The organism is Lentzea waywayandensis, from assembly GCF_900115955.1.
In the GTDB taxonomy this organism is placed as follows: domain Bacteria; phylum Actinomycetota; class Actinomycetes; order Mycobacteriales; family Pseudonocardiaceae; genus Lentzea; species Lentzea waywayandensis.
The window spans coordinates 582,033-608,313 of record NZ_FOYL01000002.1 but is presented as its reverse complement, the minus strand read 5'-3'; the positions used below and the strand labels follow the sequence as shown (position 1 = coordinate 608,313).

Genomic DNA, 26,281 nt, shown 5'->3' with positions numbered 1-26,281 from the left:
CGGTCAGCCGCGCTTCGCCAAATAGACCGTGTTGGTCGAGTCGCGGCCCTGAATCGGGTTGGGGAAGCTGACGACCTCGGCCCGCACGTCGGTGAAGACCGTCGCGAGGGTGGCGGTGTACTCGTCCTCGGGCGGGTCGTTGGACCACAGCGCGAACACTCCGCCAGGGCTGAGCAGGTCGCTGATCCGCCGCACGCCGTCAGGTTCGTAGAAGTCGGCGTTGGTCGGGTGCAGCAGGTGGCGCGGGGAGTGGTCGATGTCGACGACGATGGCGTCGAACGGCCTGCCGGGTGCCGCCGGGTCGTAGCCCTGCCCGGACCGGGTCAGCTCGAAGAAGTCACCGTGGACGAGCCGGCAACGCTCGTCGGCCGCCAGCGTCCTCCCGGCGGGGATGAGGCCCTGCTGGTGCCATTCGATCACCTCGCCGAGGGCGTCGACGACCAGGAGTGAGCCGACCCGCGGGTCTTCGAGCACGGTCTGCGCGGTGTAGCCGAGTCCGAGGCCGCCCACGACCACGTTCAGGCCGTCCCCTGGCAGTTCCGCGAGTGCGAGGCGGGCCAGTTCGACCTCGGCGACGACGAAGAGGCTGGACATCAGGAACTCGTCGTTGAGCTTGATCTCGTGGATCTCCCTGCCGCTGCCGGGTTCGAGCCGGCGGCGGAGGGTGAGCTCACCGAGCGGGGTCTGGCGGTAGTCGAGTTCCTGGAACCGAGCACTCATGCCACGGCACGGTACCCCGTGGACCAGGACCCGATCGGGTCAGTGCCGCTCTGTCAGCCGGCGAACCGGCCGACCGCGACGAACGCGGCCAGCAGCAGCAGGATCACGTTGACGGGCAACGACTTCGTGTCGCCGATCTTGATGTGCGCCCGTGCGGCGAAGACCTGGACGATCACCAGTCCGACCGCGGCGATGGGCGTCAGGATCGGGGCGATGCCGGTCAGCCACGGCAGGATCAGGCCGAGCGCGCCGAGCACCTCGACGGCGCCGATCCCCTTCAAGCCGTTGTCGGTGACGTCCTTCGCCCAGTCGAAGTTGCCGGACGCGATCATCTGCTCGCGCGGCCGCGCCAGCTTCATGACACCGGCGCCCAGGTACAGCGCCGCCAGCAGACCCTGGACAACCCACAGTGCGATGTTCATTGAGAACTCCCCAATCCTTACCTCTTGTGCGTAGCCTCATGATGTGTCTGCAATGAGGACGCCACAAAAGGCACACCGATGTATGTGTCCAGGAGGGGAGGTCCGGCTGTGATGGGGTTCACTCCCGGCGGCAGCTGCCCGCCGCCGATGAACGACGGCGGCGCGGTCCGCGAGGTCCTCGACCGCATCAGTGACAAGTGGAGCCTGCTGGTGGTCGGCGCGCTGGTCTCGGGCCCGCTGCGCTTCGGCGAGCTGGAGAAGACGGTCACCGGCATCTCGCAGCGCATGCTCACGCTGACGGTGAAGCACCTCGCCGAGGACGGCCTGATCAGCCGCACCGCGTACGCGGAGGTGCCGCCGCGGGTCGAGTACGAGCTGACCGAGCTCGGGAAGACGTTGGTACCGCTGGTGATCGCGCTCGCCGAGTGGGCGCTGGAGCACCGCGACGAGATCAACGCGAACCGCCGCCGGTAGTCCTCACTCGAAGGTGCAGCCGGGGTTCGGCGTGCTGACCGCCAGCGGGTTGCCGACCGGGTTCTCGTAGAACACGGTCAGCACCAGCGGGGTGTTCGAGAGGTTCCGTCCGATGTGGACGTACCCGGTGCCGCTCTGCTCGCTGATGAACTGACCCGGCCGGTACACGCCGTCCACCGAGCAGTCCGAGTCGTTGTGCGTCAGCACGCCCTTCGTGACCACGCCCTTGACCGGGCCGGGGTGGTAGTGCCAGCCCGTGGAGCCGCCCGGTGCGATGGTGATCTCCCTGAGCACGTACTGGGTGTCGCCCACGGTCTGGTCGAAGAGCGTGACGGCGCTGACCCCACGGCTCGGGGTCGCACCCGCGACGGCCGGTGCCGCGGCGGCAGACAGTCCGACGAGCGCCGTGATCAGTGCGAGTCGGCTGATCGTCCGCATGTGCGTCTCCTCAGACGTGGAAGGGTGGCGGCACCTGCTCCGCCGGCGTGATCGATTTTAGCCGGGCCTATCCGGGCGCGAGGCATGCCCGTGAGAGGATTCCGGCTTCCTGGCGGGAGAGCCGATGCACTTACCTGACATCCTTCTTGTCCACGGCGCGTGGCACGGTTCGTGGTGCTGGGAGCTCCTGATCGAGGAACTGCGCCGGCTCGGCCGCACCGCGCACACCGTCGACCTGCCCAGCTCGGGCTCGCCGGCCGGGCTGCACGAGGACGCGGAGGCCATCCGGCACGCGATCGCGGCGATCGACCGGCCGGTCGCGGTGGTCGGGCACTCCTACGGCGGCTTCCCGGTGACGGAGGCGACGGCGGGCTCGGCCTTCGTGACGCGCCTGGTGTACCTGGCGGCGTGGATGCTCGAAGCGGGAACGTCGATCAGCGAGGCGGCGGGCATGCCGCCGTTCGAGACCGAGGTGGTTCCGCCGCCGCCCGACGCCGTCGCCCAGTTCTACGACGACGTCGATCCCGTGGTGGCCGAGCGTGCCGTCGCGATGCTGCGGCCGCAGAGCGCGAGAGTCGCCACGGACCGGCTCAGGGCCGCCGGCTGGCTCACGATCCCGTCCACCTATCTGGTGTGCGACAACGACAAGACGCTGCCGCCCGCGGCGCAGGAGGAGATGGCCGCCCGCGCGTCAGCGGTGCACCACCTGCCGACGTCGCACTCGCCGTTCCTGTCCGCGCCCGCCGACCTGGCCGCGTTGCTGGACCAGATCACGATGGATCAGGCGCGCGTGCGCTCGTAGTGCCGCGCGACCCTGGCCCGGTTGCCGCAGACGTTGGCGGCACACCAGACCCGGCGCTTGTTCTCGGCCAGGAACAACATCGAGCACGCCGGGTTGGCGCACGCCCGCAGCGTCTCCAGCCGTGAGCGGTCCGCCAGCAGCCGGATCGCCTCTCCCGCGATCGCGGCCAGTGCCGGGTGGCCGTTGTAGTCGTCGTGCCAGCGGACTTCGGCCCGCGCGCCGGCTCCCCATCCGTCGAGGCGCGGGCTCGTGGGGACCGCGGCGGCGACGGCGTTGAGGTCCGCGATCAGCTCCGGATCAGGCGTGCGGTCAGTCAGATGAGCGTCGAACAACTCCCGCAGCACTGACCGCAGCCGACGGGTCGCGCTCATCGCCGGGGGTGTCGGCACGGGCACCCGATCCGCCTGCAGCGCCCACCACTTCGCGTGCTCGGCCTCGTCTGCGAGGAGATCCCGGACCGGGTCCAGGCACAGCGCGTGCGTGTCCACCAGGTCGAGCGCCACGAGCGGCTCGGCACCCATCGGGAAGCCCGCCGCCTGGAACTCGGGCAGTGTCGCGACCACGCCGTCTCCTAACGGTTGAACCGGCGGTTGAGACGTTAGCAGATTCTCGCCAGGAACGCTTGCGGCGATGAACCTAACGTGTATACGGTCGTTTTATCCATTAGATCGAGCCGAGGAGAACGACATGCCCGCGATCCGTCACCACCACGTCGAGGTCGACGGCCTGAAGGTGTTCGTCCGCGAGGCGGGCGACGCGAGTCGGCCCACCCTGGTGCTGCTGCCCGGCTACCCGTCGAGCACTCGCGCCTACGTCCGGCTGATCGACCGTCTCGCCGCCGACTGGCACCTCGTCGCGATCGACTACCCCGGCTTCGGCTCGTCCGACCCGCTGCCGGAGAGCCCGACGTTCGACCGGCTGGCCGAGGTGACCGGCAAGGTCATCGACCTGCTCGGCGTCGGCGACTACGCCGTCTACATGTTCGACTTCGGCTCACCGGTCGGCTTCCGGATCGCGCTGGAGCACGACCAGCGGGTCAGGGCCGTGATCACGCAGAACGGCAACGCCTACGTCGAAGGGTTCGGCCCCGACGTCGAGGGGCTGAACGGCTGGTGGAGCGACAAGGCCAAGCACCAGGACACCGTCGACTGGGTCGTCAGCCTCGCGGGCACTCAGCACCAATGGCTCACGGGTGCGAAGAACCCCGAGCACATCGACCCGGAGCAGGCGCTGGCCGACCAGGCCGTCATCGACCTGCCGGGCCGCGCCGACTACATGAAGGCGCTGCTGTGGGACTACCAGACCAACCCCGGCCGCTACCCGTCCTGGCAGGCGTGGCTGCGCGAACGGCAGCCGAATGTTCTCGCCATCTGGGGCCGCAACGACACGTTCTTCATCGCTCCCGGCGCCGAGGCGTACCGCCGGGACGTGCCGTCCGCCGAGGTCGTGCTGCTCGACACCGGTCACTTCGCGCTGGAGGAGGCGGCCGACGAGATCGCCGAGCACGTGAACACGGTGCTGGCGAAGACTTTCGCCTGACCTGACGCTATAGCCGGGCGGGCATGACCTGACGCGAGAACGGCATTGGCGGAGCATGGCCCGGCTGCCCACAGTGGTGGTCATGGAAATGATCCGCAACTTCGTCGGTGGCGCGTTCGCCGATCGGGACGCGGCCTTCGCCGACATCGACCCGGCCACCGGCAGGACGCACGCGATGGTGCAGGTCGCCGACGCGTCGCTGGTCGACCAGGCGGTGGCCGCTGCGCGAGCGTCCGGCTGGGACCGGGTGCCGGTGCGGGAACGGGCGGCCGTGCTGCGGCGCGCCGCCGACGGCATCGAGGCGCGGTTCGAGGAGTTCGTCGCGGCCGAGGTCGCGGACACCGGCAAACCGGTGGCGCTCGCCCGTGAACTCGACGTGGCGCGGGCGGTGCACAACTTCCGGACGTTCGCGGACGTCGTGTCCGCGGCCGGTCAGGAGTCGTTCCTGACCGATCTCGCGGACGGCAGGCAGGCGCTGAACTACGCCGTCCGCAAACCGCTCGGCGTGGTCGCGGTGATCGTGCCGTGGAACCTCCCGCTGCTGTTGCTGACGTGGAAGGTGTCGGCCGCCCTCGCGTGCGGCAACAGCGTCGTGGTGAAGCCGAGCGAGCTGACCCCGGCCACGGCGACGTTGCTCGCCGAGGTCCTCACGGACGCGGGACTGCCCGCGGGCGCCTACAACGTGGTGCACGGTCACGGTGACATCGGTGAGCTTCTGGTCGGACATCCCGGCATCGACGGGGTGACGTTCACCGGTTCCACCGCGACCGGCACGCGGGTCATGCGGACGGTCGCGCCGCGCGTCCGTCCGGTGTCGTTCGAGCTCGGCGGCAAGAACGCGGCGATCGTGTTCGACGACGTGCACCTGGACGAGGCGCTCACCGGGCTGGGCCGGGCGATCTTCACCAACACCGGCCAGGTCTGCCTGTGCACCGAACGCGTCTACGTCCAGCGGACGATCTTCGCCGACGTCGCGGACGGGCTCGCCGAACGGGCGCGAGCTCTCCGACTCGGTGATCCGTCCGATCCGGACACGACCACCGGCCCGTTGATCTCCCAGCAGCACCGGCGCAAGGTGCTCGACCACCTCGCGCTGGCGGAGGAGGCCGGCGCGAAGGCGATCACCGGTGGCGGCGTCCCGGAGATGCCCGCCGGCCTGCGGGACGGTTCGTGGATCGAACCGACGCTGTGGACCGGGCTCACCAACGCCGATCGCGTGGTGCGCGACGAGATCTTCGGCCCGGTCGCGGCGCTGATCCCGTTCGACACGGAGGACGAGGCGATCGCGCTCGCCAACGACACCGACTACGGACTCGCCGCCTCGGTCTGGACGAACGACCTGCGCCGCGGTCATCGCGTCGCGCAGGCCATGGACGTCGGCATGTCGTGGGTCAACACGTGGTTCCTGCGCGACCTGCGGTCCCCGTTCGGTGGCATGGGGATGTCCGGGATCGGGCGAGAGGGCGGCGAGTCGTCGCTGCACTTCTACACCGAGCCGACGAACGTGTGCGTGCAGCTGTGAACCACGCCGAGACCCTCCACAAAGCACAGAGGACCGCGACGGCGATCCCCAATTTCGGGGATCTCACGGTGGAAGACGCCTACGCGGTCCAGCACTCGCTCATCGCTCTGCGGGAACGTGACGGCGAGATCGTCACGGGTGTGAAGCTCGGCTTCACCAGTGAGGCGAAGATGAGGCAGATGGGCGTGTCCGAGGTGATCGTCGGCCGGCTCACGAGCGCGATGGCCGGCCGCACGAGCGAGAACCTCGTCCACCCCAAGGCCGAACCGGAGATCGCCTACCGGCTCAGTCGCGATGTCGACGGCACCGTCCCGATCCTGGAGTGCGTGGACGCGGTCGCCGCCGCTGTCGAGATCATCGACTCGCGGTACCGGGACTTCCGCTTCACCTGCACCGACGTCATCGCCGACAACGCCTCGGCAGCCGGGTACGTCATCGGTCCGTGGCAGCCCATGACCGTTGTCAGCGACCGCACCGTGCGGCTGACCGTGGGATCGTCCATTGTGGAAGGATCCACCAGCGCGATCCTCGGCGACCCGGCCAACGCCCTCACGGCCCTCGAAGAGGTCGCCCGCCGGCGCGGCATTCCGTTGAGGGCCGGGTACGTGGTGCTGGCCGGCGCGGCGACCGTCGCGCTGCCGCTGACCGGGGGACACGTCGAGTGCTCGATCGACGGGCTCGGCCCCGTCTCGTTCGAAGGACGGCCGCGATGACCGCACGCACGATCACCGGACTCGCCCGCCCGCGCGGCCGGTTCCCGCACGTCAAGGTCTCCGGCGACCTGGTGTTCGTCTCCGGCACCAGTTCCCGGCGGCCCGACGACTCGTTCGCGGGCGTCGAGGTGGACGAGCTCGGCACCACGAACCTCGACGTCCGTGCCCAGACCAGGGCCGTGATCGAGAACATCGCCACGATCCTCGGCGAGGTCGGTTGCACGCTCGCCGACGTCACCCAGGTCACCACGTTCCTGGTCTCCATGAACGACTTCGGCGGCTACAACGAGGTCTACGCCGAGTTCTTCGACGAGGCCGGGCCGGCCAGGACAACCGTTGCCGTGCACCAGCTTCCCCATCCGCACCTGCTGATCGAGATCCAGGCGATCGCCCGCCTGCCCCGCACCGAGGAGACTCGATGACTCTGCCGCCCGTGATCAACTTCCAGGCCTGGATCGACGAGAACCGGCACCTGCTCAAGCCGCCGGTCGCGAACAGGACCATGGCCCTGGGCGACGACTTCATCGTGCAGATCGTCGGTGGCCCCAACAGCCGCACCGACTTCCACCACGACCCCTACGAGGAGTGGTTCTTCCAGATCAAGGGCGACATGCACGTCGACGTCATGACCAAGGAGGGCCCGCGGACCGTGCACATCCGCGAGGGTGAGACGTGGCTGCTGCCCGGCAACACCCCGCACTCGCCGCAGCGCCCCGACCCGGACTCGATCGGCCTCGTGATCGAACGCGTCCGCGAGGAGGGCACGCTCGAACGGTTCCAGTGGTACTGCCTGAACTGCTCGCACCTCATCCACGAGATCGAGCTCCAGGTGCGCGACATCGTGGCCGACCTGCCGCCGGTGTTCGAGAAGTTCTACGCCTCCGCCGACGGCCGCACCTGCGAGAACTGCGGCGCCCTGCACCCCGGCAAGGGCTGACCATGGGCCTGATCGACGTCCACACGCACTACGTTCCCCAGGGCTGGCCGGAACTCCCCGGCGCCGACGCACCCTGGCTGCGGCTGGAATCGGCGTCCGACGCCATGATCATGATGGGTACCCGCGAGTTCCGGCGGATCCAGCCGAACTGCTGGGACGCCGAACTGCGGCTCGCCGACATGGACGCGGACGGCGTGGACGCGCAGGTCGTCTCGCCGACGCCCGCGTTCTTCTCCTACGGCGCGCCGGCACCGCAGGCCGCCGGGATCGCCCGGATCTTCAACGACCTCGCGCTGGACGTCGTGGCCCCCGCGCCCGATCGGCTGATCCCGTTCTGCCAGGTGCCGTTGCAGGACCCGGACGAGGCCTGCCGGGAGCTGGAACGCTGTCTGGCCAACGGGCATCGCGGCGTCGAGATCGGCAACCACGTCGGCGACGACGACCTCGACAGCGAGGGCGTGGTGACGTTCCTGCAGCACGCGGCGTCGCTCGACGTCCCGGTGTTCGTGCACCCGTGGGACATGGCCAGCACGCCGCGCAACGACCGGTGGATGGCCCAGTGGCTGACCGGCATGCCCGCCGAGACGCACCTGTCCGTGCTCGCGCTGATCCTCGGCGGCGGGTTCGACCGCATCGACTCCCGGCTGCGGATCTGCTTCGCGCACGGCGGCGGCTCGTTCGCGTTCTGGCTCGGCCGCACCGAGAACGCCTGGCACCAGCGCCACGACGTGATCGGGACGTCGCAGTACCCGCCGTCGCACTACCTGGACCGGTTCTACGTCGACTCGGTGGTGTTCGACGAACGCGCGCTGCGGCTGCTCGTGGACACCGTCGGCGTGGAACGGGTCGTGGTCGGCAGCGACTACCCGTACCCGCTGGGGGAGCGCCCGGCCGGCGGGGTCGTGGCGAAGAGCGGATTTCTCACCGACGAGCAGCGCGCGTTGATCGAACGCGGCAACGCGGAGCGGTTCCTCGGTTAGTTGCGACTGTCCATTTCGGACGCGATCTCGGTCAGGCAGTCGATGAACGCCTCGGCGGACGGGCTCAGCGTGCGGGAGGGCAGGGTGAGCCCGACGCTGTGGCCGACCTGGTCGAGCTTGATCGGCAGCCGGGCGAGCCGCGTGTCGTCGACCGTGATCAGGCTGGGCAGCGCGGCGATGAAGTCGTTCTCCAGCAACAGTTCCCGCACGATCAGGAACGACGTCGTCTCCACCCGGTTGACCGGCAGCGCGATCTCGTGGCGTGCGAAGAACTGCTCCAGCTCCCGCCGCAGCGCGGTCTCCGCGCCGGGCATGATCCACGGGTACTCGCCCAGCTCTGCCGGCTCGACCTCCCGGCCCGCCAGCGGATGCGTCGCCCGGACGACCAGGTGCACGGCCTCGTCGTAGAGCTTGCGCCGTTCGAGCCGCTCGTCCGACGGCGCCGTCAGCCGTCCCACGATCATGTCCACCCGCCCGGCCGCCAGCTCCACGAGCAACGGCTCGGGTGCGGCCTCGCGCACGATGACGGTCAGGTTCGGCCGCCGCCGCTTCATCGCGGTGATCGCGCGCGGCAGCAACACGTTCGTCCCGGCGAGGTGCGTGCCGACGACCACCGTGCCGCGCTCGGCCTGGGCCAGTTCGACCAGGTGCCGGCCCGCCTCGTTGAGCTGCGCGAGCACGGCCCTGGCGTGCTCGCCGAACGCCGCCCCGTACACCGTCGGCGTGATGCCGCGCGGCCCCCGGTCGAACAGCGTGACGCCGAGGATCTCCTCCAGCTCGTGCAGCCCCCGCGTCACGACCGGCTGGGTGACGTGCAGTGCCGCCGCAGCGCCCACCACCGTGCCCTGCCTGAGCAACGCGTCCAGCAGCACGAGGTGGCGCAGCTTCAGCCTGCCGTCGAGCAGCTTGGGCGTTTTCATGATCCGATCCTACGTCAGACACGGGCAATACTGCCCATTCGTCTTTCGTTGTTCGAACGGGTCAATCGATTTTGGAGCGCTCTTGGAGCTTTCTTGGAGTGCGCGGGCAGACTCCTCGATGTCAGTTGCACATCGGAGGGAGGAGCACTCATGGACAAGACCAAGGCCAAGATGAAGCGAATCACCATTCGCAAGGTGGGCCCGGTTCGCCTCACGGCGGCCGCCTGCTCGCAGTACAACGTCAAGCCGGCCTAAGGTGCGACGCGGATGCGCTGGGCCTTCGGGCCCAGCGCATCCGGCCCGACGCGGGGGAGGAACGTCGTGACCGAGATCGATCTGGACCGGCCGGTGCCATTGCATCCGCTGGTGTTCCTGGAGGACGGCGACGAGGTGACGATCGGTCGTGCCGACGTCGATTCGTACGGCATTTTCCCCGGTGAGGGCGCCGCACTCGTGCGCAAGCTCGTCGACGGCGACACCCCGCGCGAGGCCGCGGAATGGTTCGAGCGCGAATACGGGGAAGAAGTCGACATCGAGGACGTCGTCGCGGGACTGGACGAGCTCGACCTCATTCGCAAATCCGGGGAAGTCGCCGCCGAGGCGGCGCCTGTGCGTTTCAGCGGACTTGGCGCCGCGTTGTTCTCGCCGCTGGCCTGGTTCGTTTACGCGGGTGTGGCCGTCTGGGGATTGTTCGCGATGGTGTTCAACGCGGACCTGCGGCCGACCTATCACAACATCTTCTTCTCCGACTATTACATGGTCATCCAGGTCGGACTGTTCCTCGCCGCGATTCCTCTTCTTTTCCTGCACGAGTCCTTTCACGCGCTGGCCGGACGCCGGCTCGGCGTTCGGTCGAGGCTGCGAATCGGGCGGCGGCTCTACTTCATCGTGCTGGAGACCTCGCTCGACGGGCTCGTGGCCGTGCCGCGCAGGCAGCGCTACCTGCCGATCGTCGCGGGGCTGCTGGCCGATGTCCTCGGGATCGCCGCGTGCACCGTCGCCGCCGACCTGACGCGGCACGCGGACGGCACGCTGTCGGGTCCAGGGCGGTTCCTGCTGGCCGTCGCGTTCGCCGCGCTGCTCCGGGTCATCTGGCAGTTCTTCCTGTACCTGCGCACGGACATCTACGTGCTCGTGAGCACGGTGCTCGGCTGCGTCGACCTGCACGGGGCCGCGCTCCAGATGGTCCGCAACAGGTTCCGGCGGCTGTTCGGGAAGCCGGAGACGGACGAGTCGGCGCTGCACCCGGTCGACCGCAAGGTGGCGCGCTGGTACTCGTGGCTCGTCGTCGTCGGCTACACGGCCAGCCTCACGACGTTCGTGCTCGCCGGCGCTCCCGTGCTCTACCGGTTCGCCACCGGCGTCATCGGGCGGCTCACGGGTGAAGGCGTGCCCACGGCCCAGTTGCTCGACTCGATCGTCTTCGGCGGCGTGGCGATCGCGCAGTGCGCAGTGCTCGGCTGGCTCATGGTCCGGGAACGCGTGCGGGCACGCCGGGACCGTCGTCTGCACCACGTCATTCACTGAAAGGACGCACCATGGACAGCCGCTACTGGATCCGCGCCGACCGGCGGCGCGACCGGGCACACGCCCTCGCCGCACTGGAACTGCCGCCGATCTGGGCGGTCCTCGACGCCCACCGGCGGCTGCGCGGACCGTACACGGCTGCGGGGTCGTTGCTGCGCCAGATCGCCGACGACCTGCTGGAACGGTGCCCCGAACTGGGGGAGCGGCACAACATCGAGCTCCTCACGACCACGCCCGAACTCGCGGGCCGAGTGCCCAGCGCCTGGCACACGCTCGAATGGGCCGTGCAGGACAGCGAACGCACGCGCTACTACTCGCGGCTGCACACCCGCAACATCGCGAACGGCCTGGCCGAACTGCTGCGCGATTACCTCACCGCACTGGGTGGTGGGCCGCGCACCCTCGTGATCGAGAACGCGCACGAGGCGGATGCGTCCGACCAGGAGTTCATCGCGGTCCTGTTGCGCCGCAGCGACATCCCGGACCTCACCGTGGTCGTGGGCACGAGCCGCGCGCCGCTGGCCGACCCGCTCGGCGAGATCGACGTGTCGCTGGCGACGACGATCGCCGCACACGCTCAGGTCGTCGAAGCCGAGCCGGTCGCGGAGAAGTCTCTCGAGGGTGACCTGGCACAGACCTATGTGGACAGTGATGGCACCGCTGACGACCCGCGCGTGCTCGCCGCCTACCTCGCACTGCCGGCCGAAGCCCGTGCCGCGCTGCACGACGCCCGGGCCGAGAAGCTCGCGCTGTCCGACGAGTTCTCGCTGCACCTCGGCGCGATCCCGTACCACCTGGAGCACGGCGGCGATCCCACCGGAGCGGGCGCCAAGGCGTTGCGCGTCGCGTTGGACCACTGCCACAAGGTCGGGCTGTACCAGGCCGCGGCGGACCACGGCCTGCGCGGGCGCGCGGCGGCCGATCGGGAGACCGACCCGGACCTGTGGTGGCACCTCACGTTCCAGACCGGCATCGTGCTGGCGGCCGTCGGGCGCGCCGCCGAGGCCGAGACTCTCTACGTCGAGGGGCGCGCCGCCTCCACGGACGCGGCCATCCACCTCGAACTGGCGTACTCCACCGCGATGCTGCACGCGCGGCATTACTCGGAGGCCGAGCGCGACTACGTCCGGGCGCGGGCGTGGATGAACCTGGCGATCGCGATCGCGTCCCAGCTCACCGACCCGAAGAAGGAAGCCTTCCAGTCCGTCTTCACCCGCAACGGGCTGGCGCTGGTCGAGGTGCGCGAGCAGAAGCCCGAGGTGGCGCTCGCCCTGGTCAACGACGGCATGGCCAGGCTGGACCGCGATCTGGAACCGGACGAGCACGTGCTGCACCGCCTGGTGCTGCGCTACAACCGGGCACAGGTCTACGGCGCGATGGGCCGCCTGGACGACGCGCTCGCCGACTACAGCTACGTCCTCGAACGGGATCCGAACTTCCCCGAACACCACTTCAACGTCGGCAACGTGCTGCGCAGGCTGGGCCGCGACGAGGAGGCGATCGAGGCCTACCGCGAGGCGCTGCGCCTTTCGCCGCCGTTCCCCGAGGCGTACTACAACATCGGCGACGCACGGCTCGCGCTCGGCGACGTCGAGGGCGCGATGTCCGACTTCAGCTACGTCATCGAGCTGGACCCGCGGCACGTCGACGCCAGGATCAACCGCGCCGGTCACCTGCTCGCCAACGGTGACGTCGAGGGCGCCTGGCGGGATGTCGCCGCCGCTCTCGAACTGGCGCCGAACAACGCGCACCTGTTGTGCCTCAAGGGCCAGTTGCTGGTCGAACAGGACGAGTACACGGCGGCCTCCGAGGCGCTGGCGGAAGCGGTGCAGCGAAACGATCGGCTCGCGGAGGCGTGGGCGATCCGCGGCACGATCGCGGTGGCGTCCGGCGAGCTCACCGACGCGATCAGTTACCTGAGCCGCGCCATCACGCTCGACGACAACCCGGAGGCCCGCTACAACCGCGCAGTCGCGTACGAGGAGTCCGGCGAACTGGACGCGGCGATCCTCGACTACGACGCCGTGCTCGCGGTGACCGACGACGAGGACGCCCGGCAGCGCAGGGAACTCTGCGCCGCGGCGTCGGCCAGGTAGGAGAACGCCGTGACAGCAACGGAGAACGTGGCCGCCGCAGTGCCGGCGGCCACGTTCACCGACGCGATGAGCCGGTTGGTCTCCGGACTCGCCGTGGTCACCACGCGTCAGGCGAGCGGCCGGCCGTGCGGGCTGCTCGTGTCCTCGATCTGTTCGTACAGCGTGGATCCGCCGTCGGTGCTGGTGGTGGTCGACCACGCATCTCGTTGCCGTGAGCCGTTGACGCACTGCGTGGAGTTCGGTGTGCACGTGCTGGGCAGCGCCCAGGAGCGCACCGCGCGGACGTTCGCGAGCCGTGGCGCGGACAAGTTCGCCGACATCGCCTGGGAATGGGACGGAGCCGTGCCCCGGCTGTGCTCGGCGCCGATCTACCTGCGCTGCAACGTGACCGCTGTGTTCGACCACGGCGACCACACCATCCTGATCGGTGAGGTCACCCGCACCGAGGTGAGGGAGGCCGAGCCGCTCGTCTTCTACCGCCGCCTGTTCGACTGGCGGCTAAGGGGAAACGGTGTGCGCCAGCTGTAGTCCGGTGAGCACCCGTTCGTGCCGGTGTCCCCGGTCGAACGGGTCTTCTCCGTTGAGGATGAGCTGGTGCATGGCGCGGAGCCGGGGCCCTGGCTCGATTCCGGCCTGGTTCGACAGCAGCCGGTACGCCCTGGCGTAGGCCGTCAACGCGTCGGCGCGGCGTTCGGCCTGGCACAGTGCGAGCATGAGCTGTTCGTGAAATCGCTCCCACAAAGGATATGTGCGGCACAGCTCTTCGAGGTCGAAGACCGCCAGGTGCCCGTCTCCGTTGCAGAGCATCACGTCGAACCTGTTGCGCAGCACCTCCAGGTACTCCCGTTCGAGCCGCGAGATGTCGTGGTCGAACATCCCCGTCTCGCGCAGGTCCGCCAGCGGAGCGCCCCGCCACAGGCTCACTGCCACCGCGAACGTCTCCCGTGCCCGCGCGCAGTCGCCGGCCGCCATCGCCGTCTGGCCCTGTTTCGCCAGCTCCCGGAACCTGGTCAGGTCGAGCTGATGCGGTTCCAGGCAGAGGACGTAACCGGACGGCCGCGTGTTCAGGATGGGATGCGAGGTTCGCGAGCTCACCCAACTCGGCGTGAGCACTCGCCGCACCGCCGTCACGTAGCCGTGCAGCGCGGCGACGGCCGACCTCGGCGCGCCTCGCGCCCACAACTGGTCCACGATGCGGCTGGTCGGTACGAACTCGTTGGCGTGCAAGGCGAGCAGCGCGAGCAACGCCCGCTGCTTCGGGGCCGTCGGCGTGCAGCGGCGGTTGCCTCGCGACACTTCGAACGTACCCAGGACCCGGAACTGCGGCGGTTCGTCTCCCGATGCCACGTGAACGCCACCTCCCGGTATGTCCGACTCCGAGAGTGTTCACCAGCCGATGGTCGTTGAGGTAGTGCTCGCACCGAAACTGCCGGTTCGCCCTATGCCGCGGTGGACCAGGTGACGGGTAGCGAGTCGACAGCGCAGGGGATCCCTTTCCTGGCAAAGGAGATCCAGGACTGCCGCAGTTGCCGTCCCAGCCGATCGACGTCCTCCCAAGGCATGTCACCGAGCAGGGGCGAACCGGCCCACGCCCGCGCGAACCCCAGCAGTAGTGGCAACTCGACGCAGTGCGTCGCCCCGTAGGCGGAACCGGCTGGGCGCCAAGCGTTGTAATACGTGAACACGCGCGCACCGCGCGATTTGAGACGGCTCGTGAAGTCGTGGCCCGCGAACAGACCTTCCTCGCGTGCTCCGCCGAACGCCGTCATCTCGTCGGCGTTCCACCCGTGAACGATCTCGACACCGGTCAAGTCCGATTGCTTCCACGGTGTCGCGACCGGCCGGAACGGCATGGCCACCCCGGTGTGGCGCCGTGCGACGGCGGCTTGGGCGGCCAGGATCTCGGCGGGGGAGCAGGAGAACAGGTCACCCTCGAGCAGGTGGGAGAACGCGGCACCGGTCGCGGCGGCCTCGGCGCGGGTGAGCGGCGCGACACCGTGAGGTGCGCTCTGCAGGATGGCGCGCCGGAACAGCCGTTCGGGATGGTCCAGCAGCAGCTGGATGGACATGGCGCCCGCGGACTGCCCGAACACCGTGACGGCGGCCGGATCCCCGCCGAACGAGGCGATGTTGTCGCGGACCCACCTCAGCGCCTCCACTTGGTCGAGCAGGCCGAGGTTGCCGTCGCTCACCCCGTCCGCGACGAGAAAACCCATTGCCCCCAAACGATAGTTGACGCTGACCACGACGACGTCGCCCTCTTCCGACAGGGACGTCCCGTCGTACCAGTCCAGCAGGCCCGCTCCACTGCTGAAACCGCCGCCGTGCAGCCACACCAGCACCGGCCGGCCGCCGTCGTCCAGCGCCGGGGTCGTGATCGAGAGGTTCAGGCAGTCCTCGCCCTGCGGCGGGGCGTCGAGCGGCGGGCCCATGACGGCGTCCAGGCGTGAGCGCGGCTGCGGGCAGATCTGGCCGCTCGACTCCGCGGAGAGTGAGCGCACGGGTGTGCCGAAGCGCGTCGCGGTGGCGTAGCGGATGGGGCCGATGCGGACTGTCACCTGTACACGGTCACGCCGGTCGCCATGCATCGCAAATGCGGATTCAGGCTGCCGGTATAGCCGTGCGGGCATGGCGGGTGAGCCGATCGGCATTTGTGCGGCACTGCGACCCAGGTCACGCTTTCGGCCTACACCGTCAACCGACCTGGGCAGGCCAACATGGGTGAACGAGCCGCCACGTCGCAACGGAAGGTCGCGCTCGCGACACTCACCGGCGCGACGCTCGAGTGGTACGACTTCTTCTTGTACGGCACGGCTTCCGCGTTGATCTTCAACAAGCAGTTCTTCCCGTCGCTCTCGCCCGCCGCGGGCACGCTCGCCGCGTTCAGCACGTTCGCCGTCGGGTTCATCGCCCGGCCGCTGGGTGGCCTGGTCTTCGGCCACTACGGCGACCGCATCGGCCGCAAGATGACACTCGTGGTGTCCCTGGTGCTGATGGGAGTCGGCTCGACCCTGATCGGCGTGCTGCCCGGTTTCGCCACGATCGGCGTGTGGGCGCCGATCCTGCTGGTGGCGCTGCGAGTGGTGCAGGGCATCGGCCTCGGCGGCGAGAACGCGGGCGCGAACCTGATGGCGCTCGAACACGCGCCGTCCGGCCAGCGCAACCGTTACGCGGGCTTTCCCCAGATGGGCACGCCGGCGGGCCTGGTGCTGGCCAACACCGTCTTCCTGGTCACCAGCACCGTGCTTCCCGCCGCCGCCTTCACGTCGTGGGGCTGGCGAATCCCGTTCCTGCTCAGTGCCGCGCTGGTGGTGGTCGGCCTGGTCATCCGCATGCGCGTGACGGAGACCCCGTCGTTCGCCAAGGCCGTGGAGCGCAAGGAGATCGTGCGCTTCCCGCTGAAGGAGGCCCTGTCCGTCGGCGCCGGTCGGTTGGTGCTGACCCTGGTGCTCAGCATCGCGAACTCCGCGGTGGCGTACCTGTTCCTCGTCTTCAGTCTTTCCTACGGCACCGCGCAACTGGGCCTGAACCGGCAGTTCCTGCTCATCACCGTGACGGCCTCGGCGGTGCTGTGGCTCGGCACTATTCCACTGTGGACGTCCATTGCGGACCGGCGTGGACGGCGTGGCATGTTCCTGTGGGGCTCGGTGGCGTTGCTGGTGTGGGCGGCCGCGTTCTTCCCGTTGCTCAACACGAGGAGCCCGGCCGTGATCGTCGTCGCCCTGCTCGGCATGGGCCTGATCATCCCCATCACCCACTGCGTGCAGGGAGCGATCGTCGCCGACACGTTCCCGGCCAACGTGCGCTACTCGGGCTCGTCGCTCCTGCTCCAGTTCGCGGCCCTGCTCGGCGGCGGTCTCGCCCCGCTGATCTCGACCGCGATCCTGAACGAGACCGGCGCCACGACAGGCGTCAGCGCCTACATCACGGCGGTGTGCGCCCTGAGCCTGCTCGCCGCGGTTCTCGCGTTCCGCACGGCACCGGTCCCCACGAGGATTGACGCCCCCGTAGCCGCTTAACGCAGGGCGGCCTCGATCGCCTCGGTGATCGAGGCGTCCTCGGGCTCGGTGCGCGGACGGAACCGGGCGAGCACCTGCCCGTCGCGCGAGACGAGGAACTTCTCGAAGTTCCACTGCACGTCACCGGCGGTGCCGTCGGCGTCGGCGTGCTTGGTCAGCTCCTGGTAGACGGCGTGCTGACCGGGGCCGTTGACCTCGATCTTCTCGTACAGGGGGAACGACACCCCGTAGGTGGTCGAGCAGAAGGTGGCGATCTCCTCGGACGTGCCCGGCTCCTGGCCCATGAACTGGTTGCACGGGAAGCCGACCACGGAGAAACCTTCGGTTCCGTACTTCTCCTGAAGCCGCTCCAGGCCCGCGTACTGCGGGGTGAGGCCGCACTTCGACGCGACGTTGACGACGAGCGTCACCTTGCCCCGCAACGCGCTCAGGTCGCCGGGCTCACCCGCGAGCGTTTGGACCGGGATGTCGTAGATCTCCATGCCACCAACGTAGTTCATGTCTTCTTGGGGCTGGGAGCGGGCACGATCCGCGCGCTCACCGCGGGCGGGGGAGCGGCGAGCCCCGGACCGCCCGCACCCACCCAGTCGATCACGCCCCGCACCGCGTCGTCGTCCAGCACGGACCCGACCCACACCGGCTTCGCCCCGGCGGTGCGCGCGGCGCGGCTGGGCTGCACGACGACCACGTTCGACACCTCGCACGCGTCCAGGCAGTCGGCGACCCGGACGTCCGCGAGCTTCTCGCGCAGCACCCGGAGCTGGTGGTCGTGGTCGACCTCGGGGTGCTTGCGCTCGGTGCCGCAGCAACAGCCGCGGCACACGGTGATCCGTGACGTCATGATCACCGTTCTACCCAGTCGACGGTTCGTTGCACAACGATCACGTTCCGCTGGCCGTCCGGGGACATCGCTCCTGAAGCCTTGAAGTCGTGGCTGGTAAAGGAACCTGGACAACGCTCCTGCTCGTCATGGTGACGGCTTGCACACCCGCTGGACCGCAGTCGACGACCGCGCAGGTGCGGGTGACCGACGACGGCAGCATCCCGAAGAACGAGAGCATCTCACTGGACGACGACAAGCACGCCGCCATCGCGAACCTCGACCAGGAGCTGCTGACGGCGATGCGCAAGGCGGCCGCCGACGCGAAGCTCGCCGGGGTGGAGCTGCGGGTGACGTCGGGCTGGCGCAGCGCGGAGCACCAGCAGCGACTGCTGGACGAGGCCGTCGAGCTGTACCGCAGCGAGGAGGAGGCCCGGCGGTGGGTGCACCCGCCGGAGAAGTCGGCGCACGTCACGGGCAAGGCGATCGACATCGGGCCGACGAACGCCGACGACTGGCTCATCCAGCACGGCGCGGACTACGGGCTGTGCCAGGCCTACGCCAACGAGATGTGGCACTTCGAGCTGCTGACGACGCCCGGCGGCCAGTGTCCGCAGCCGCGGTCCACCACCTAGCGGCCGTGGATCACGGCCAGCGCGTGCTCGCGGGCCGGGGCGCTCAAAGTGGTGTTGAGCTGCTCGAACAGCGCCTCGGCGGTGACGCCGTTCCATCCGGGCGGCAGCAGCGACAGGGGGAGACCTGGGTCGCTGTACGGCAGGCGCCGCCAGGCGGTGAGCATCGGCACGTACGTCTGGAAGGCCTGCTCCGGCGACAGGACCCCGGCATCCAGGACGGGGCGGTGCCGGCGCAGGAAGTCCGCGTACAGGTCGGTCAGCTCGTCGAGGTCCCACCAGGCTCGGACCTTCGACCGCAGGTCACCGAACGCGAAGTGGTGGCCGCTGAAGATGTCCACGTACTCGGACAGCCCCCGGCGTTCGAGGGTGCGGCGGGTCTCGGTGGCGAGGTTGCCGGGCGCCACCCACACGCCGGGCGCCGTGGTGCCGAAGCCGAGCTGGGTCAGGCTGGTGCGCAACGCGTGGCGCTTCTCGCGTTCGGACTCGGGCACGGAGAACACGACCACGAGCCAGCCGTCCTCGGCGGTCGCGCGGCGGCGTTCGAAGATCCGGGTGTCGCCCTCGGCGAGCGTCTCCAGGGTGGTTTCGGCGAGGGCGTAGCCGGCGCCGTCGCGGCGTTCGGCGCGGACCACGCCGCGGCGCTTCAGGCGGGAGATCGACGAGCGCGCGGCCTGGCCCTCGACGCCGAGGTCGGCCATGAGCTGCACGACGGACGCCACGGACAGCCAGTTGTGCTCGCCGCGCGCGTAGAGGCCGAAGATCGTGATGATGAGCGGGCCGAGCCGGTCACGCCCGGCGGGAGCCGCGGCTTCCACGGTCATGTCCGCGACGTTCAGCGCCTTGCTCCTCACCTTGATCAGCCGCCGCGAGCTTAACGCGCGCCGAGATCGGTCAGCGTGACGGTGTTGCGCAGCTCGCCCAGCCCGCTGACCCGCGTCACGACGACGTCGCCGTCTCGCAGGAAGAGCTGCGGCTCGCGGGCGTTGCCGACGCCGCTGGGCGTGCCGGTCAGGATGACGTCACCGGCGCGCAGGGTCATGCCGTGGCTGAGCTCGGCGATGATCCGGGCGAAGGAGAACGCCATCTGCGCGCTGGTCGCGTCCTGCAGCAGCACGCCGTTGACCTCGCACTGCACCCGCATCCCGGCGAGATCGTCGACGGAGTCGATCGTGGTCAGCCACGGGCCGAGCGGCATGGTGGCGTCGAGGCTCTTGCCCTTGAGCCACTGGCCGCCGTGCGCGCGTTGCAGATCGCGCTGCGAGACGTCGTTGGCGACGAGGAAGCCGAACACGTGGTCCAGCGCCTTCTCCTCCGGGATCGACCGGCCGTCACGCCCGATGACCATCGCGATCTCGGCCTCGTAGTCCCACTTCTGGGACAGCGAGGGGTCGTAGGCGATGCCGTCGGACGGTCCGATCACGGTGTCCGGGCCCTTGGTGAAGAACGTGGGGCGCAGCGGCCGTTCCACCGGGTCCTGCCCGTCGCGCTTGCCCGCCGACTCCTCGAAGTGGTCCCAGTAGTTCCAGCCCGTGCACAGGATGTCGCGGTTGAAGCGGTGCAGCGGCGCTTCCAGCCGCACCTCCGACAACGGCAGCACGTCACCGGGCGAGACCGGAGCGCCCCGAACGACGTCGTCGACCGTGCACGACAACAGCGCGATCGAGTCACCGTCCACGACACCGCCACGGCGCGCGCCGTCGACGGTCACTGAAGCCAGCTTCACCCGCGAACCTCCCTGAATATGGCGTTCATGTTTCGCAGATCATGGAAACGCTATCGATTCAGTTGGGGACGACCAGGCGGTCTTCCGGGATCACGGCGACGCCGAGGATCTCGATGAGCGCCTCCGGCTGCCACAGCGCGGTGCAGCCGATGCCCGCCATGGCCGGGTAGACGGGCCCGGCGAGTTCGCGCCACACCTTGCCGATCTCCTTGCCGTGCGCCTGGTAGCCGGGGATGTCGGTGAGGTAGATCGTGATGCTGACCAGGTCTTCCGGCTCGCCACCCGCCGCGCGCAACGTCGTCAGCACGTTGCCGAACGCCTGGCGGAACTGCTCGACGATGCCGCCGGGAACGATCTTCATGTCGGCGTCCAGGGCGGTCTGCCCGCCCAGGTGGAGGGTGGTGCCGGCGAGCGTTCCGTGGGAGTACCCGCTCGGGGCGGGCAGGCTGGCCGGGTTCACTGCTACGGGCCTCATGCGTATTGACAATATCTGACGGCGGTGAAGAATGCGATATATGGAGCCCGACCTCAGCAAGTACCGGCTCGAAGGCGACAACTCGATGTACCGGCTGCCCAGCGGACTGGTCGCGCCGGTCGTGACGCGCGGCGGTTCCGAGAACCCGGACACCGCGAACTCCGGTGGCGCGATCCGGATCTCGGGCGTGAGCATCCAGCACACCCCGGCCACGCGGCTGTGGTTCGGCAAGGTCACCAACGAGCCCGGCTACCGCTCGGTCTCCCACCACCACGGCGAGGCCGAGACCGGCGGGTACGTGCTGTCGGGCCGGGCGCGGATCTACTTCGGCGAGAAGTTCGAGGACTACCTCGACATGGAGGAGGGCGACTGGGTGTTCGTGCCGCCGTTCATGCCGCACATCGAGTGCAACCTCGACCGCAACAACCCGCTGACGTGGATGACCACGCGGACGCCGGAGAACATCGTCGTGAACCTCGACGACGTCCCGGACGAGGACCTGCGCGACTGGCTGAGCCGATGACGCCCGCGCCGACGTCCGGCATCTTCACCGAGGCCATCGCGCTGGAGAAGGCCGAGCCCGAGCACTTCGACCTCGCCTTCACGGCCGTCACCCAGCCCTGCCCGTGGCCCAAGGCCTATGGCGGAGACCTGGTCGCCGCCGCCGCGGCCGCCGCCATGCGTTCGGTGACCGACGGCAAGACGCTGCACTCGATGCACAGCTACTTCCTGCGCCCGGCGGACATCGGCGCGCAGGTGCGCTACGAGGTCGAACTGCTGCGCGACGGCCGGGGCTACAGCACCCGGCAGGTCCGCGGCTACCAGAACGGCAAGCCCCTCTACGTCTGCCTGGCCAACTTCGCCGCGGGCGAGCCGGGCGGCAGCTTCGGCGCCGAGTTCACCGACGACCTGCCCGGCCCCGGGGAGTTGCCCAGTTCAGCGGACTTCCTCGCCGAACGCTCCGGCGGTTCGATGACCGAGGAGTCGAAGGCCTACTGGTCGGGTGGACGCAGCTTCGACATGCGGCACGTGCCCGGCCCCGTCTACCTCGCGGTCGAGGGCGAGAAGGTGCCGCACCAGGCCGTGTGGATCAAGCCGTTCGACCCGTTGCGCCCGGTCGACGGACTCACCGACGCCCAACGTGACCTGGCGGCGCTCGCGTACGTCTGCGACTACACGATCCTGGAGCCGGTCCTGCGGGTGCTCGACCTGCCGTGGGCGCAGCCGGGACTCGTCACCGCGAGCCTCGACCACGCCATGTGGTTCCACCGCGAAGGCCCGGTCGACGACTGGCTGCTCTACGTGCAGGAAGCCGTCGCCGCAGATCGCGGCCGGGGCCTCGGCCACGGCCGCTTCTTCACCCGCGATGGTCTCCACCTCGCCACCGTTGCCCAGGAGGGCATGATCCGCGCTTCCTGACCCGCCGCCCGGGAAGGACTTCACCATGGACACCTTCGCTCGCGACCACTTACCTCCCGCGGCGCTGTGGCCCACCATCGAGTTCACGACGCCCGACCTGAGCTACCCGGACCGCCTCAACGCAGCCACCGAACTCATCGACGTCCCGGTGGCCAAGTACGGCGCCGACCGCCCAGCACTGCGCACGCCCTTCGGCGAGAACTGGTCCTACGGCGAGTTGCGGACGCGTGCCAACCAGATCGCGCAGGTGCTGATCGAGGACTTCGGTCTCGTTGCGGGGCAACGGGTTCTGCTGCGCTCACCCAACAACCCGTGGACCGTCGCCGCGTGGCTCGGCGTCCTCAAGGCGGGCGGTGTGGTCGTGACGACCATGGCCGCGCTGCGGACCCGTGAACTCGCGCCGATCGTCGAGCGGACCCGTCCGTCGATCGCCCTGGTGGACCAGCGGTTCGCGGAGGACGTTCAAGCCCTGCCGTCGCTGTCCGTGGTGGCGTACGACGACCTCCAGGTGCTCGCCGCGGTCAAGTCGGGAGAGTTCACCGCTGTGGACACCGCTGCCGACGACGTGGCTCTGCTGGCGCCGACGTCCGGCAGCACCGGCTCACCCAAGATCACCGCGCACTTCCACCGCGACGTCCTGTCCATCGACAACACCTTCGGCCGGCACGTGCTGCGGCTGACCGAGGACGACCTCGTCGCCTGCACGGCGCCGTTCGCCTTCACGTTCGGCCTGGGCATGCTCGTCGTCTTCCCGTTGCGGGCCGGTGCCTGCGCGTTCCTGACCGAGGCCGCCACGCCCGTCCAGGTCGCGGATCTGGTCGAGCAACACGGGATCACGGTGCTCGCGACGGCGCCCACGGCGTACAAAGCGATCCTGCGCGATGGCGTGGAAGGGAAACTCGCCGGGCTGCGAACCGCGGTGTCGGCCGGGGAACACATCCCGCAGGAGACCTGGCGACGGCTGCACGACCGGCTCGGGCTGCGGGTGATCGACGGCATCGGCGCCACGGAACTGTTGCACATCTTCATCTCCGCCGCCGGTGACGACATCCGGCCGGGCTCCACCGGCAGGCCGGTGCCGGGCTACCGCGCCACCGTGCTCGGCCCCGACGGCGAGGAACTGGGCCCCGGCGAGGCAGGACGGCTGGGCGTCATCGGCCCCGTCGGGTGTCGCTACCTCGACGACGAGCGGCAGAAGGACTACGTCGTGAACGGCTGGAACGTCACCGGCGACGTCTTCCACCGCGACGAGGACGGCTACTTCCACTACCACGCCAGAAGCGACCACATGATCGTGTCATCCGGCTACAACATCGGCGGCCCCGAGGTCGAGGAGGCCATCGACACCCACCCGGACGTGCTGGAGTCCGCCGTCGTCGCCAAACCCGACGACGAACGCGGCTCGGTCGTGTGCGCGTTCGTAGTGCTGCGCGACGGCACGCTGGGCGACGACGGGAAGGCGCGCGAGATCCAGGACCACGTGAAGCAGACCATCGCGCCGTACAAGTACCCGCGCGAGGTGCGGTTCCGCACGTCGTTGCCGCGCAACGCCAGCGGCAAGCTCCAGCGCTTCACGCTTCGCAAGATCGTCGAGGACGAGGTGCCGTCATGAAGATCGCCATCGTCGGCGGTGGCCCCGGTGGCCTCTACTTCGCCGCGCTGATGAAGCAGCTCGACCCTGCGCATGACGTGACCATCTGGGAACGCGACGCATCCGACGTCACGTTCGGCTTCGGCGTGGTGTTCTCCGACGAGACCCTCGGCGGGATCGAGAACGCCGACCCGGAGTTCGCCGACGCCATGGCACGCCGGTTCGCGCGGTGGACGGACATCGACATCCACTACCGCGGCGAGAGCCACACCGTGGGCGGGCAGGGGTTCGCCGCGATGAGCCGCAAGGAACTGCTCGGCCTGCTCCAGCAACGGTGCCGCGACCTCGGCGTGGTCGTGCACTTCTCGACGCCCGCGCCCGCCGTGGACGTCCTGCGCGAGTCGTACGACCTCGTGGTCGGCGCGGACGGCGTGAACTCGTCGGTGCGGCGTTCTTCGGACGTATTTCGCTCCACTGTGGACCCGCGGCACAACAGGTACATGTGGCTCGGTACGGACCTGGTCTTCGAGGCGTTCCAGTTCTTCATCAAGGACACCCCGTGGGGAACCATGCAGGTGCACGGTTATCCCTACTCCGACAGCGGTTCCACGTTCATCGTCGAGATGCACGAGGACGTCTGGCGCCGCGCCGGTTTCGACACCGGCGAGGAGTTCCCGCCGGGTGCCTCGGACGAACGCGCCGTCGAGCGGATCCGCGAGCTGTTCGCTGAGGAACTCGCCGGCCACCAGGTGTTCGCCAACAACTCGAAGTGGCTCGGCTTCACCACCGTGCGCAACGAGCGCTGGCACGACGGAAACCTCGTCCTGGTCGGCGACGCCGCGCACACCGCGCACTTCTCGATCGGCTCCGGCACCAAGCTCGCGATGGAGGACTCGCTCGCCCTCGCCGCGTGCCTGCACGAACACCGCGACGTCGAGACCGCGCTGACGGCCTACGAAACCGAACGCCGGCCCGTCGTGGAGTCGACGCAGCGCGCCGCCCAGGCGTCCCTGGAGTGGTTCGAGAACATCGGCATGTACGCGGACCAGGAACCGACCCGGTTCTGCTTCAACCTGCTCACCCGGTCCCGCCGGATCACCTACGACAACCTCCGCACCCGCGACTCGGAGTTCGCCGACCGCGTCGACGCCGCTTTCGCCGCCTCCCAGGGACTCCAGACCACGGCTCCGGCGATGTTCCAGCCGTTCCGGCTGGGACAGCTGGAACTCAAGAACCGCGTGATCGTCTCGGCGATGGACATGTACTCGGCCGTCGACGGCGTGCCGGGCGACTTCCACCTCGTCCACCTGGGCTCGAAGGCCATGGGCGGCGCGGGCCTGGTGATGACCGAGATGGTCTGCGTGTCGCCCGAGGGCCGCATCACGCCCGGCTGCACCGGTCTGTGGACCGATGAGCAGCGCGACTCGTGGGCGCGGATCGTGTCGTTCGCGCACGAGCGGAGCACCGCCCGCATCGGCCTCCAACTGGGCCACTCCGGCCGCAAGGGCTCCACCCGCCTGATGTGGGAGGGCATGGACGAACCGCTGGCCGAGGGCAACTGGGACGTCGTCGGCCCGTCACCGCTGCCGTACGGCCCTGGGAACGCCGTTCCGGGCGAAGTGGACCGTGAGCGGATCACCGCCGAGTTCGTGGCGGCGGCGCAGCGCGGTGCCGAAGCGGGCTTCGACCTGCTCGAACTGCATTGCGCACACGGCTACCTGCTGTCCTCGTTCCTCTCGCCGATCTCGAACCAGCGCACGGACGAGTACGGCGGCTCCCTGACCAACCGCCTGCGGTTCCCGCTGGAGGTGTTCGACGCCGTCCGCGCGGTGTGGCCCGCAGAACGGCCGATGATCGTGCGCATCTCCGCGACCGACTGGGTCGACGGCGGCAACACCGAGCACGACGCCGTGGAGATCGCCCGCGCGTTCATCGCCCACGGCGCCGACGCGATCGACGTCTCCACCGGCCAGGTCACGGCGGACGAGCGCCCGGCGTACGGTCGCAGCTACCAGACCCCGTTCGCCGACCGGATCCGCCACGAGGTCACCGGCGCGGCGGTCATCGCGGTCGGCGCCATCGCCTCCTACGACGACGTCAACTCCATCCTCCTGGCGGGCCGCGCCGACCTGTGCGCGATCGGCCGCACGCACCTCTACGACCCGCACTGGACCCTGCACGCGGCCGCCGAACAGGAGTACCGCGCCGAATGGCCGGTCCAGTACCGGGCGGGCAGCCGCAAGCCGCCTTCCGCGCGCACCGACGCCGTCCGGCCTCGCCTGTCGCTGCTGCGGGCGGATCCGCCGGACCGCAACGTGCACCTGCGCTGGACCCCGCACCGCGAACATTCGGTTCTCGGATAGGCATTTCGGACGCGTTCAGGTGAAACTTCATTCGGCTATGAATTGGAATCTGTTGCGCGGTCACATGCTCCGCGCCCACGCATTGGTCTGATGGGGCAGACCTCCCACGCACGCGGGTGAGGGGGCGTGAAGAGCACGAGCGGCGT

29 protein-coding genes are annotated in these 26,281 nt (G+C 69.3%); 17 read left to right on the top strand and 12 right to left on the bottom strand.

Annotation, left to right across the window (positions count from 1 at the left end):
• Positions 1-3: 3 nt before the first annotated feature.
• Entirely contained in the window at positions 4-720 is a 717-nt protein-coding gene (locus BM417_RS07715; RefSeq protein WP_093589244.1) for a polyamine aminopropyltransferase, read from the bottom strand.
• A gap of 53 nt (positions 721-773) precedes the next feature.
• On the bottom strand, positions 774-1,142 hold the full coding sequence (locus BM417_RS07710; protein ID WP_093589241.1) for a DoxX family protein: 369 nt from the start codon (positions 1,140-1,142) through the stop codon (positions 774-776).
• A gap of 111 nt (positions 1,143-1,253) precedes the next feature.
• On the opposite strand from BM417_RS07710, the gene BM417_RS07705 reads away from it, so the two are divergent.
• A complete protein-coding gene (locus BM417_RS07705) occupies positions 1,254-1,616 on the top strand; it encodes a winged helix-turn-helix transcriptional regulator (RefSeq protein WP_218164383.1) in 363 nt (120 codons plus the stop codon).
• Between the two features lie 3 nt (positions 1,617-1,619).
• On the opposite strand, the gene BM417_RS07700 is transcribed toward BM417_RS07705, so the two are convergent.
• Positions 1,620-2,054, bottom strand: a complete 435-nt coding sequence (locus tag BM417_RS07700) for a cupin domain-containing protein (RefSeq protein ID WP_093589235.1) — start codon at positions 2,052-2,054, stop codon at positions 1,620-1,622.
• 124 nt (positions 2,055-2,178) lie between these two features.
• Here BM417_RS07700 and BM417_RS07695 point away from each other — a divergent pair, with 124 nt between their 5' ends.
• Positions 2,179-2,856 (top strand): alpha/beta fold hydrolase, encoded by a 678-nt coding sequence (locus BM417_RS07695; protein WP_093589232.1) that lies wholly within the window; start codon positions 2,179-2,181, stop codon positions 2,854-2,856.
• Here the strand turns inward: BM417_RS07695 and BM417_RS07690 are convergent.
• Complete coding sequence (locus BM417_RS07690; RefSeq protein ID WP_245821767.1) at positions 2,835-3,419, bottom strand: CGNR zinc finger domain-containing protein; 585 nt, start codon at positions 3,417-3,419, stop codon at positions 2,835-2,837. The two genes, BM417_RS07695 and BM417_RS07690, sit on opposite strands and share 22 nt — an antisense overlap.
• Positions 3,420-3,543: 124 nt before the next feature.
• Between BM417_RS07690 and BM417_RS07685 the strand changes: the two genes are divergently transcribed.
• The 6 genes from BM417_RS07685 to BM417_RS07660 all read left to right on the top strand — a co-directional run bounded on the left by BM417_RS07685 (position 3,544) and on the right by BM417_RS07660 (position 8,547).
• On the top strand, positions 3,544-4,395 hold the full coding sequence (locus BM417_RS07685) for an alpha/beta fold hydrolase (protein WP_093589229.1): 852 nt from the start codon (positions 3,544-3,546) through the stop codon (positions 4,393-4,395).
• A gap of 82 nt (positions 4,396-4,477) precedes the next feature.
• Complete coding sequence (locus tag BM417_RS07680; RefSeq protein WP_093590882.1) at positions 4,478-5,917, top strand: 2-hydroxymuconic semialdehyde dehydrogenase; 1,440 nt, start codon at positions 4,478-4,480, stop codon at positions 5,915-5,917.
• Positions 5,918-5,985: 68 nt separating this feature from the next.
• Positions 5,986-6,630: a 2-keto-4-pentenoate hydratase gene (locus BM417_RS07675; RefSeq protein WP_245821766.1), complete on the top strand. Its 645-nt coding sequence runs from the start codon at positions 5,986-5,988 to the stop codon at positions 6,628-6,630.
• Positions 6,627-7,052: a RidA family protein gene (locus BM417_RS07670; RefSeq protein WP_093589223.1), complete on the top strand. Its 426-nt coding sequence runs from the start codon at positions 6,627-6,629 to the stop codon at positions 7,050-7,052. The genes BM417_RS07675 and BM417_RS07670 overlap by 4 nt, the downstream gene beginning before the upstream one ends.
• Positions 7,049-7,567: a 3-hydroxyanthranilate 3,4-dioxygenase gene (locus tag BM417_RS07665; protein WP_093589220.1), complete on the top strand. Its 519-nt coding sequence runs from the start codon at positions 7,049-7,051 to the stop codon at positions 7,565-7,567. Before BM417_RS07670 ends, BM417_RS07665 begins: the two co-directional genes overlap by 4 nt.
• A gap of 2 nt (positions 7,568-7,569) precedes the next feature.
• Positions 7,570-8,547, top strand: a complete 978-nt coding sequence (locus tag BM417_RS07660; protein WP_093589217.1) for an amidohydrolase family protein — start codon at positions 7,570-7,572, stop codon at positions 8,545-8,547.
• Here the strand turns inward: BM417_RS07660 and BM417_RS07655 are convergent.
• Complete coding sequence (locus BM417_RS07655) at positions 8,544-9,467, bottom strand: LysR substrate-binding domain-containing protein (protein ID WP_093589215.1); 924 nt, start codon at positions 9,465-9,467, stop codon at positions 8,544-8,546. The genes BM417_RS07660 and BM417_RS07655 overlap by 4 nt on opposite strands.
• 321 nt (positions 9,468-9,788) lie before the next feature.
• On the opposite strand from BM417_RS07655, the gene BM417_RS07650 reads away from it, so the two are divergent.
• From BM417_RS07650 to BM417_RS07640, 3 genes are read left to right on the top strand one after another with little or no spacing between them, the layout of a single operon-like run.
• Positions 9,789-10,994 carry a hypothetical protein gene (locus tag BM417_RS07650; protein WP_245821765.1) on the top strand — a complete coding sequence of 402 codons (1,206 nt, stop codon included), beginning with the start codon at positions 9,789-9,791 and terminating at the stop codon, positions 10,992-10,994.
• 11 nt (positions 10,995-11,005) lie between these two features.
• A complete protein-coding gene (locus BM417_RS07645; RefSeq protein ID WP_093589212.1) occupies positions 11,006-13,090 on the top strand; it encodes a tetratricopeptide repeat protein in 2,085 nt (694 codons plus the stop codon).
• A 9-nt stretch (positions 13,091-13,099) separates the two neighbouring features.
• The gene (locus tag BM417_RS07640; protein ID WP_143138552.1) at positions 13,100-13,618 is read left to right on the top strand and encodes a flavin reductase family protein; all 519 of its coding nucleotides are present in this window, start codon (positions 13,100-13,102) and stop codon (positions 13,616-13,618) included.
• Here BM417_RS07640 and BM417_RS07635 read toward each other — a convergent pair.
• Positions 13,589-14,437 carry an AfsR/SARP family transcriptional regulator gene (locus BM417_RS07635; protein WP_093589206.1) on the bottom strand — a complete coding sequence of 283 codons (849 nt, stop codon included), beginning with the start codon at positions 14,435-14,437 and terminating at the stop codon, positions 13,589-13,591. The two genes, BM417_RS07640 and BM417_RS07635, sit on opposite strands and share 30 nt — an antisense overlap.
• Positions 14,438-14,529: 92 nt before the next feature.
• The gene (locus BM417_RS07630) at positions 14,530-15,648 is read right to left on the bottom strand and encodes a carboxylesterase family protein (RefSeq protein WP_245821764.1); all 1,119 of its coding nucleotides are present in this window, start codon (positions 15,646-15,648) and stop codon (positions 14,530-14,532) included.
• A 159-nt stretch (positions 15,649-15,807) separates the two neighbouring features.
• Here BM417_RS07630 and BM417_RS07625 point away from each other — a divergent pair, with 159 nt between their 5' ends.
• Positions 15,808-17,109 (top strand): MFS transporter, encoded by a 1,302-nt coding sequence (locus tag BM417_RS07625; protein ID WP_093589200.1) that lies wholly within the window; start codon positions 15,808-15,810, stop codon positions 17,107-17,109.
• On the opposite strand, the gene BM417_RS07620 is transcribed toward BM417_RS07625, so the two are convergent.
• Both BM417_RS07620 and BM417_RS07615 read right to left on the bottom strand, forming a co-directional pair.
• A complete protein-coding gene (locus BM417_RS07620) occupies positions 17,106-17,591 on the bottom strand; it encodes a glutathione peroxidase (RefSeq protein WP_093589197.1) in 486 nt (161 codons plus the stop codon). The genes BM417_RS07625 and BM417_RS07620 overlap by 4 nt on opposite strands.
• A 14-nt stretch (positions 17,592-17,605) precedes the next feature.
• Positions 17,606-17,950, bottom strand: coding sequence for a hypothetical protein (locus BM417_RS07615; RefSeq protein ID WP_093590877.1), 345 nt, complete (start codon positions 17,948-17,950; stop codon positions 17,606-17,608).
• 89 nt (positions 17,951-18,039) lie between these two features.
• On the opposite strand from BM417_RS07615, the gene BM417_RS07610 reads away from it, so the two are divergent.
• Entirely contained in the window at positions 18,040-18,564 is a 525-nt protein-coding gene (locus tag BM417_RS07610; protein WP_245821763.1) for a M15 family metallopeptidase, read from the top strand.
• Here the strand turns inward: BM417_RS07610 and BM417_RS07605 are convergent.
• The 3 genes from BM417_RS07605 to BM417_RS07595 are packed head-to-tail and all read right to left on the bottom strand — an operon-like array spanning position 18,561 to position 20,762.
• A complete protein-coding gene (locus tag BM417_RS07605; protein ID WP_245821762.1) occupies positions 18,561-19,415 on the bottom strand; it encodes a PaaX family transcriptional regulator in 855 nt (284 codons plus the stop codon). The two genes, BM417_RS07610 and BM417_RS07605, sit on opposite strands and share 4 nt — an antisense overlap.
• Before the next feature lie 20 nt (positions 19,416-19,435).
• Positions 19,436-20,287 (bottom strand): fumarylacetoacetate hydrolase family protein, encoded by an 852-nt coding sequence (locus tag BM417_RS07600; protein ID WP_093589192.1) that lies wholly within the window; start codon positions 20,285-20,287, stop codon positions 19,436-19,438.
• A 58-nt stretch (positions 20,288-20,345) separates the two neighbouring features.
• On the bottom strand, positions 20,346-20,762 hold the full coding sequence (locus BM417_RS07595; RefSeq protein WP_093589189.1) for a RidA family protein: 417 nt from the start codon (positions 20,760-20,762) through the stop codon (positions 20,346-20,348).
• Between the two features lie 40 nt (positions 20,763-20,802).
• On the opposite strand from BM417_RS07595, the gene BM417_RS07590 reads away from it, so the two are divergent.
• From BM417_RS07590 to BM417_RS07575, 4 genes are read left to right on the top strand one after another with little or no spacing between them, the layout of a single operon-like run.
• Entirely contained in the window at positions 20,803-21,285 is a 483-nt protein-coding gene (locus tag BM417_RS07590; RefSeq protein ID WP_093589186.1) for a cupin domain-containing protein, read from the top strand.
• Entirely contained in the window at positions 21,282-22,181 is a 900-nt protein-coding gene (locus BM417_RS07585) for an acyl-CoA thioesterase (protein ID WP_093589183.1), read from the top strand. Before BM417_RS07590 ends, BM417_RS07585 begins: the two co-directional genes overlap by 4 nt.
• 25 nt (positions 22,182-22,206) lie before the next feature.
• The gene (locus tag BM417_RS07580; RefSeq protein WP_093589180.1) at positions 22,207-23,793 is read left to right on the top strand and encodes an AMP-binding protein; all 1,587 of its coding nucleotides are present in this window, start codon (positions 22,207-22,209) and stop codon (positions 23,791-23,793) included.
• A complete protein-coding gene (locus BM417_RS07575; protein WP_093589177.1) occupies positions 23,790-26,135 on the top strand; it encodes a bifunctional salicylyl-CoA 5-hydroxylase/oxidoreductase in 2,346 nt (781 codons plus the stop codon). Before BM417_RS07580 ends, BM417_RS07575 begins: the two co-directional genes overlap by 4 nt.
• Positions 26,136-26,281: the final 146 nt, after the last annotated feature.

Bases quoted from the DNA above. Each gene is read 5' to 3' on its own strand.
- BM417_RS07705 (WP_218164383.1), top strand. From the start codon at position 1,254: ATGGGGTTCACTCCCGGCGGCAGCTGCCCGCCGCCGATGAACGACGGC.
- BM417_RS07700 (WP_093589235.1), bottom strand. From the start codon at position 2,054: ATGCGGACGATCAGCCGACTCGCACTGATCACGGCGCTCGTCGGACTG.
- BM417_RS07710 (WP_093589241.1), bottom strand. From the start codon at position 1,142: ATGAACATCGCACTGTGGGTTGTCCAGGGTCTGCTGGCGGCGCTGTAC.
- BM417_RS07655 (WP_093589215.1), bottom strand. From the start codon at position 9,467: ATGAAAACGCCCAAGCTGCTCGACGGCAGGCTGAAGCTGCGCCACCTC.
- BM417_RS07715 (WP_093589244.1), bottom strand. From the start codon at position 720: ATGAGTGCTCGGTTCCAGGAACTCGACTACCGCCAGACCCCGCTCGGT.
- BM417_RS07585 (WP_093589183.1), top strand. From the start codon at position 21,282: ATGACGCCCGCGCCGACGTCCGGCATCTTCACCGAGGCCATCGCGCTG.
- BM417_RS07695 (WP_093589232.1), top strand. From the start codon at position 2,179: ATGCACTTACCTGACATCCTTCTTGTCCACGGCGCGTGGCACGGTTCG.
- BM417_RS07665 (WP_093589220.1), top strand. From the start codon at position 7,049: ATGACTCTGCCGCCCGTGATCAACTTCCAGGCCTGGATCGACGAGAAC.
- BM417_RS07620 (WP_093589197.1), bottom strand. From the start codon at position 17,591: ATGGAGATCTACGACATCCCGGTCCAAACGCTCGCGGGTGAGCCCGGC.
- BM417_RS07595 (WP_093589189.1), bottom strand. From the start codon at position 20,762: ATGAGGCCCGTAGCAGTGAACCCGGCCAGCCTGCCCGCCCCGAGCGGG.
- BM417_RS07645 (WP_093589212.1), top strand. From the start codon at position 11,006: ATGGACAGCCGCTACTGGATCCGCGCCGACCGGCGGCGCGACCGGGCA.
- BM417_RS07660 (WP_093589217.1), top strand. From the start codon at position 7,570: ATGGGCCTGATCGACGTCCACACGCACTACGTTCCCCAGGGCTGGCCG.
- BM417_RS07680 (WP_093590882.1), top strand. From the start codon at position 4,478: ATGGAAATGATCCGCAACTTCGTCGGTGGCGCGTTCGCCGATCGGGAC.
- BM417_RS07625 (WP_093589200.1), top strand. From the start codon at position 15,808: ATGGGTGAACGAGCCGCCACGTCGCAACGGAAGGTCGCGCTCGCGACA.
- BM417_RS07575 (WP_093589177.1), top strand. From the start codon at position 23,790: ATGAAGATCGCCATCGTCGGCGGTGGCCCCGGTGGCCTCTACTTCGCC.
- BM417_RS07615 (WP_093590877.1), bottom strand. From the start codon at position 17,950: ATGACGTCACGGATCACCGTGTGCCGCGGCTGTTGCTGCGGCACCGAG.
- BM417_RS07670 (WP_093589223.1), top strand. From the start codon at position 6,627: ATGACCGCACGCACGATCACCGGACTCGCCCGCCCGCGCGGCCGGTTC.
- BM417_RS07685 (WP_093589229.1), top strand. From the start codon at position 3,544: ATGCCCGCGATCCGTCACCACCACGTCGAGGTCGACGGCCTGAAGGTG.
- BM417_RS07580 (WP_093589180.1), top strand. From the start codon at position 22,207: ATGGACACCTTCGCTCGCGACCACTTACCTCCCGCGGCGCTGTGGCCC.
- BM417_RS07590 (WP_093589186.1), top strand. From the start codon at position 20,803: ATGGAGCCCGACCTCAGCAAGTACCGGCTCGAAGGCGACAACTCGATG.